The sequence below is a fragment of the Cupriavidus basilensis genome, from assembly GCF_008801925.2.
GTDB classification, from domain to species: Bacteria; Pseudomonadota; Gammaproteobacteria; order Burkholderiales; family Burkholderiaceae; genus Cupriavidus; species Cupriavidus basilensis.
The window spans coordinates 348,435-355,033 of sequence record NZ_CP062806.1 but is presented as its reverse complement, the minus strand read 5'-3'; the positions used below and the strand labels follow the sequence as shown (position 1 = coordinate 355,033).

The 6,599-nt window shown below is 58.2% G+C and carries 5 protein-coding genes; all 5 read right to left on the bottom strand.

The window, feature by feature from the left end:
* Positions 1 to 2,514: 2,514 nt before the first annotated feature.
* A complete protein-coding gene (locus F7R26_RS39160; protein WP_150984877.1) occupies positions 2,515 to 4,242 on the bottom strand; it encodes an ATP-dependent helicase in 1,728 nt (575 codons plus the stop codon).
* Between the two features lie 9 nt (positions 4,243 to 4,251).
* Positions 4,252 to 5,115, bottom strand: a complete 864-nt coding sequence (locus F7R26_RS39155) for an ATPase (RefSeq protein WP_150984876.1) — start codon at positions 5,113 to 5,115, stop codon at positions 4,252 to 4,254.
* 64 nt (positions 5,116 to 5,179) lie between these two features.
* Positions 5,180 to 5,797, bottom strand: a complete 618-nt coding sequence (locus F7R26_RS39150; RefSeq protein ID WP_150984875.1) for an IncC plasmid conjugative DNA transfer DtrJ family protein — start codon at positions 5,795 to 5,797, stop codon at positions 5,180 to 5,182.
* Positions 5,797 to 6,099 (bottom strand): hypothetical protein, encoded by a 303-nt coding sequence (locus F7R26_RS39145; protein WP_150984874.1) that lies wholly within the window; start codon positions 6,097 to 6,099, stop codon positions 5,797 to 5,799. The genes F7R26_RS39150 and F7R26_RS39145 overlap by 1 nt, the downstream gene beginning before the upstream one ends.
* Positions 6,089 to 6,595, bottom strand: coding sequence for a hypothetical protein (locus tag F7R26_RS39140; protein WP_150984873.1), 507 nt, complete (start codon positions 6,593 to 6,595; stop codon positions 6,089 to 6,091). The genes F7R26_RS39145 and F7R26_RS39140 overlap by 11 nt, the downstream gene beginning before the upstream one ends.
* Between the last annotated feature and the right edge of the window lie 4 nt (positions 6,596 to 6,599).

Here is a 6,599-nt window from a genome sequence, read left to right as displayed (position 1 = left end):
AGGGGAGGGTGCACTAGCGATAGTGCCGGTAATATCTATCTAAAGGTGCAACGAGTCAAGTATACGATTGCACCTTGATGCGGAGGCGACGTCCACGCCGCACCAAAAATCTACACTTCCGCACCAAAGCTTTACACCTTTGAAATGAACCGTGGCTTGCGAAGCCTTGCCTGTCAAGCGATCCACGGTCTTCGAAGGGTCTCAAACCAATGGTTAACACCATAGGCCAATGAATTGCACTTTGAGACCAATGAATAACACCTTGAGGCACCAATAGTTAACACTTCTGCGGCCCAAAAAATGACACCTCCGAACCAATGAATCGCACCTTGATACCAAAAAAGTACACTTTGCTTGTCATAACCTTTTGATTTACAACAAGAAAAACGCCCTCGTATACGTTAGCTGGTTTACAAACAAAGAAGCTGCTTGCTCTCCACAAAAAAGTGCGGAAAGTCAAAACCGACCAGGTTATCCACAGCGGCTGCAGTTGAAGCGCAGAGCATCCGTACGTATAGGTGTCATGTATTGGTCCGCAATCGGAGCGCTCCTGATAAAGTGCAATCGATTGGTCCGCAAGACTGCCGAACTACTGACGGTGTAGTCCATTGGTCCGCAAATCAACCCACGGAGCCAAGGTGTAATCAATTGGTCCGCGTCCTGGCGATTCATCCAAAGGTGCACTCTGTTGGTCCGCAGAATCGTTCACCCGCCAAGGTGCTATCTATTGGTGCGCAAAACTCTGAGTTCAAAGAAGGTGCAGTCCATTGGTCCGCAGCACTACCCAGCCCATAAGGTGTAATTGATTGGTGCGCAGTCTGGTAGCCGATGCGCAATGGTGTCGTTTGTTGGTCCGCAGTGCCAGCGCCACGCTCAAGGTGCAATCGATTGGTCCGCTCGAGTACCCTCATACTCGCCAGCGGCGACACGTGCCTCCCCTTTGCCGCAAGGAAGGTGTTATTCCTTGGTCCGCAATTCCCATCGAACGCGTACGGCACCTGTCCGTGACACGGTACATTGCCAATCGGACAGCACCTCGCTCCGTGGCCTGCTGCCGGGCTCTCCCGCGTATGCGGCACTTATTGTTCAACGGTGTAGCGAATTGGCCCGCAAAAAATGGCGCATCACCACCACTTCCGCGAAAGCGCAATCTATTGGTCCGCAAGGAATCGACGCGGAGAACGGCTGAGCCCACCGAAGCTTCTTTCTGGCATCCAGGATCGAAAGGTGTATCCCCTTGGTCCGCAAAGCTATCCGAATTTCCAAAACACAATGGATATGTCGATAGGAAGCGCTCACTTTTTTGAGTCGCGGGTCAAAAGCGGCCCAAAACGATGCACCTTTCTCCGGCCAACTTTAATTTGCGGCCCAATCCGTTGCACCAAACAAGCGCAATACAAAACTGCGGCCCAACTCGTTACACCACCGGGTTGTGCAGGTGCCCTTGAGCCTAACTGCGAGCTAAGGGTATTGACGGTCACTTAGGACACTGCAGAATCAATCTCGCCGGCATGTCTGGCTGGGTGTAGCTTGAGGCCCACCCTAAGACGTCAGGAAGCGAATGGGAGGTGCTGTACAGCTCTTCCACTTTGACCTGGCCAAGGCAATCCTGCATCGTCTTCGACGGTCAGAGATCATAGAAAGGACAATCGGACTCTGTCCGGGAGCCTTAACGTGGCACTGGAGTTGCATCCGACGCTCGCGGCGCGGTGCCACTTACCCCTGGCCGGGTGCCGTGCCTGCCCCGGCGTACCAAGTCCAGGAGGGCAACGTCTGGGCATGAGCGCGCGGTGCCTCGCTCCGCTTCCTGGCGTGATCTACGACTTCTGTCCAAATCGCGCGCCGCAAGAGCCGATTGCCTTCGTGGGAATAGGCAGCGAATACGGCGACGTGAGACACCGGAAGGACGCTGTGCGGCGGAGTGCATACGCCACCAATCACAGTGTGCTGCATGCCACCAGAGCCCGTGGTCGCGGGATACTTGCTCATGACGGACACAAGTTCGACGAATCGTCACGGAATCTGCCGCGTCGTGTTGCGCAGATCACTCGCCTGGAACGAGCGTTGGTCGGGAGACCCAGGAACGCGTAACCACTGTACAGACGGCCTGCATGGCCGAGACAGGAGTCCTCGCTCGTCTCCACGGGACGCGTCACGGTCAAGGGCACTAACCGCCACCCAATGCGCAGGCTGCTTCATCCAAATCGCCCCGTCGCGTAGCGACATATAGGCCGCGCCGTCCGATTTGATTTGGAGGCGATAGCAACCGGCTCGCTGAGCCGGTTGGTCATTAGGGCGAACTTGCTGCTGGCTGTTTGCTTAATGACGTCCAGTTGCGCACCGCAGCAACTCAGGTGGAGTGGCTTTGGCTCCAGGCCACTGGCCGGCTGTCGTGGCGTGCCAAGCGTTCCTCAAACTGGTTTCTCAGCCGACGGCACGTGCCTGTTCTTATGGCATTCACGAATTCAGCCATCCCGACGGTACGCGGTTGCTCTACTAGGAGGTGTCAGACAACTAGGTTTGGAGCAACCCGGCTTCAAAGACGAAGCGTGAGGTGGGGTTCTTCTTTGCCGTACTGATGAAGAGCGAGTCGCGTGCCCTTGTCATACCAACATAAAAGAGCCTTCTCTCTTCAGCTTCGGAAGTCCCTTTCTCGTCAGGTAGCACCGTCTCCTCAACCCGAATTAGCACCACTGCGTCCCATTCCAAGCCCTTCGCAGAGTGAAGGGTGGTAAGGACAATCGCATCGTTGCCAGGCTCATTGTTCTTCCGCCGTAGGAACTCTAGTCGGTCCGAGAATGGACCGTTCAACCTAGAAAGTACGTCGTACGTTGTTCGGATAGCGCGTTTTGCCGCGTCGGTCTTCGCGTGGCGCAACATCCAATCGCTGACGCCCTCGAGGACCAGCGAGAAAAACTGCCGCTCGCACAAGGCTCGCCACTCGGAGAGCCGCTTCGAGAAATCTCTAAACGTATCGACCGAGCTATCGCTGAGGGCAAGTCCAGAGAGCTCTTTTACCTGGCGGAACTGTAGGCCCGGACCGAGCTTCTCGTGGAGAGAACGAAGCTCGTGCACGCTGAGGCCGGCGAAGCCCAAGAGCGTGTCCATGCCACCGGATCGAACCCGCTGCACAAGTTCCAAAAGGCTTCCCACTAGGGCCGCCTCCGGACGATTGAGAATCGAGGCTCCGGATGCGCGGTAGTACTTGAGTCCGCGGGATCTGCATACGGCTTCGACCGGGTCCAGAATCCGGTTGGTTCGAGCCAGAATCGCCCCACTCCTACCGTCGCTGAGAAAGGGCGACAGCGCTTCTACAGCTGCTACCGCCTCGTCATATTCATCGCCGAACCGGCTAAACCCGATAGTCCCTCCCGGTCCCCGTTCTGCCGCAAGCGTCTTGGGAATCCGATCGCGATTGTTGACGATCACTCGATCCGCAGCGGCTAGGATCTCCGCGCGGCACCGATAATTGCTTCCGAGTATTACCGGTTGGGCGTCGAATTGTCTGATGAAGGACTCCATGCCGCGGAAGCCGAGCGCCGAGCGAAAGCCATAGATACTCTGGTCATCGTCCCCGACAAGCGTGATCGTGACACCGTGTAGGGCATGCTCGCACACCCATTGATACTGAAGTGGGTCAGTATCCTGAAACTCGTCCACGAGGAGATGATGAAAAGGATAGGGCTTGAGCGACCCGGATTGCATCCCACTTACGCTAAGACGCAGCATGTCATGGAAGTCGAGCGCCCAATTTCGTTGAAGGGACTCTTGATAGGCAGCCAGAAGCCGTCCCTCAGGGGTATCGGTCGGCACAATGGCTAGGTCAGTCTTGAGGTTCTCAATGACCTTTATGGCATCGTCTAACTTCCAATCGAGCTCGGCCGCTTGCAAGGCCTGATCGACTAGCGCGAGACGCTCGCCATCCATAAGGATCGTCTGCCCCTTCGATCCTCTCACGCGTATTTGCTTATAGGCCAAGGAGTGGAATGTCCCCGCAATGAGGCGCGTTTTAGCGGTCTCCCCTGCAAGCGCGAGAATGCGTTCGCGCAGTTCCAGCGCCGCATCCTTGCTGAAGGTGACGGCGCCCACAACAACCTCAGGATCTGACAGCAAGTGCGCTGCCTTCGTGGCCATAGTGGAGGTCTTGCCCGCACCAGGGCATGCGACCGCTACGCAGTGGCTACGCAGCAGTACGACCTCCCGTTGGGCAGCGTTGAGTTTATCGAGAGACGGGGCGGGCATCGACGAGCTCTAGATGCCGCGGATCGTCGTCATCAACTTCAAGTGCGTGGTGTAGCTACGCAACGCCAGCGGCTGGAACTTGCGCAGGAAGCTGTTCACCTGGTCATTGACGTCGGACTGATCACGGATGCCGTTCCACACCATAAAATCAAACTCGTCCATCGTCTTGTCGAAGTTGACCAGAACCTGGAGCGCGCGCAGCGAGAAACGCGAGTACGCTTGGATCTCCATCTCCAACGAAGGCCGGGTAACCGTGGGCCGGAAGATGATGTCGTTCTTCGCCTTCATTTCCGCCTCGCGCATCTCACAGTAGGCCTTCGCCACGCGCAACTGCTCGTCGACGTAGTCCTCAAGCTTGGCCAGCTCACGTTCGAGGAAGTCGTTGACAGTAGTCAGTTCGCTTCGGCTGAACGTATCCGCACCGAAGCGCTGCAGGTTCAGGCTCATCCGGTTCAGGTAGGGCCACGACTGGAGGAACAGCGGGCGGAGCCGCGTGTGGTTCAGCTTCAGGTCGACTGCCACCACCGCAGCGCCGGCTAGCTCGCGGTTCAGGATCTGCAGACCCAGGTCACGGCGACGCTTGACGATGGCCGCGCGTTGCTCGGGCGGCAGCTCGCGGAACAGCTTGCGAGTCTTCTCCACTTCGGCCTTTTTCTTCTCGGCGTCAGCGGCGGAGATCACGCCGTCCTTGCGTAGGGAGTCCGCCGCATCGACCATCTCTTGAAGCTCATGCTCGACCGAACCCGGCTCAAGCGGGCCCGCATCGGTAAACCTCGAAGTTCCGACTGTGGAAGGATGGTCGCCGGAGAGGGCGACCTCGGCCGGCAGGGTCATTGCATCGTAGATCATGTCGATATGTTCTGGTGTGCTCATGTGGGGTTTCTCCGTTGGTGCGGTATAGGGTCCGCGAATCGAATGCAAAATAAGGCGAGACAAGCTAGCGGTTGACGTGGAATGAGGCTGCAAGACGCCAGCCAAGCACCCCGACCAGAAGTGCCGCAGCCGACCAGCAGTAAGCAAGCAGCGGCACGGGAACCAGAAGCGCCGACGCACCGATGCCGAACGTAACCAGCAAGCCGTGCGCGGCGAGGTGAAAGGAGAGTGGACTCGCGAATCCGGCGGCAGAAGCTTTGATGTGCCTGGCAACGGCGCCGTCGTTGAGCATTGCGATCAGAAAGACGATGGCGCCGAACGCCCAAGTGTGTGCGACGGCTGCCCGATACAGCGCGCGATAGATGGTCATCCAGAAGTTGCGCACCCATCGCCTCCCGAGGTCTGACGCACCAGCGTCCGAGAGGGCGGAGCTGGATGCTGAACCGGATAGCGAGGAGCGCAACAACCCAGAGTCGACGAACCACGCACGAAACCGCTCGTTCGCGGCACCTGTCGCGCCAGAGGCGCGCACATCACCCAAGACCGCCTCGACAGAGGTCTGCTCGTCGGCGCCAATCTCGAAGCGCTCGCTCTCCGGCAGCATCGGTGCGAGCACGCAAAGCATCAGGGGTGCGGCGAGCAACCAGACGCGGATATGCCCGGCAAATCGGCTTCCTGCCATCACAGCACCCACTGGCGGAGAAGGAGAATGGGCAGTACGGCCAGCGAGCCAACGGCACCCCAGAAATGCCTGGGCTTCACGAGCGACAGGCGTATGAGCGAAAAGCAGAATGCTGCGCGGCCGTAACGGAACCCTTCCGGAATGGCGCCACGCTTCTCCGCCGTCATGTCCTGACGAATCCACGCTTGCATGCCTGCTGCGTCGTCCCAAGCCACGCCGGACAAGCGGCTTGCGAGCTTGACCGGGAACATCCGGACGCTCTCCACGGCGTAGCGGATGGACAACCCCATCTCACTGAGCATAGAACTTTGCGACATCGTATTCCTCGAAGTAGCGGCGGAAGGTGTGACCAGTCAGCACGCGGGCGGCGAGCTGAAAGGCAGCGCTGCGCTGCGTCACGACGCCCGGGCAGGGTTCGTCGACAACGCGGCATACATAGCCCGGTTCCTGCCTTGCTTCGAACACGGGGATCGGTTCGTTGTACGGATACCAGACGTTGTACTTCTCACCTTTGAAGGCGGCATATCGCTTCTCGTAGAGCTCGTGTGAGCGCGAAAACAGTCCTTGCATGAAGGCGATGTTCGCGTCGCCGGCCTTACGCGCGGCCCGGTACGACTGGATGGCATCGACCAGCATTTCCTTGACCAACGGCTCTTCCCGGATGCAGAAGTTCAGGCCGATGTAGTCGACAACACGGCTGCACGCGTCGATCAGTTCGGGGGACACCGTGAACGCCGGCGAGAGCTTCGGCGACAGCTTGTATTGCTTGACCACTGCGCGGAACAGACTTGATTGCATGTCG

Coding starts and splice junctions, on each gene's coding strand:
- F7R26_RS39145 (WP_150984874.1), bottom strand. CDS start 6,099: ATGCTCAGTGAGATGGGGTTGTCCATCCGCTACGCCGTGGAGAGCGTC.
- F7R26_RS39150 (WP_150984875.1), bottom strand. CDS start 5,797: ATGGCAGGAAGCCGATTTGCCGGGCATATCCGCGTCTGGTTGCTCGCC.
- F7R26_RS39160 (WP_150984877.1), bottom strand. CDS start 4,242: ATGCCCGCCCCGTCTCTCGATAAACTCAACGCTGCCCAACGGGAGGTC.
- F7R26_RS39155 (WP_150984876.1), bottom strand. CDS start 5,115: ATGAGCACACCAGAACATATCGACATGATCTACGATGCAATGACCCTG.
- F7R26_RS39140 (WP_150984873.1), bottom strand. CDS start 6,595: ATGCAATCAAGTCTGTTCCGCGCAGTGGTCAAGCAATACAAGCTGTCG.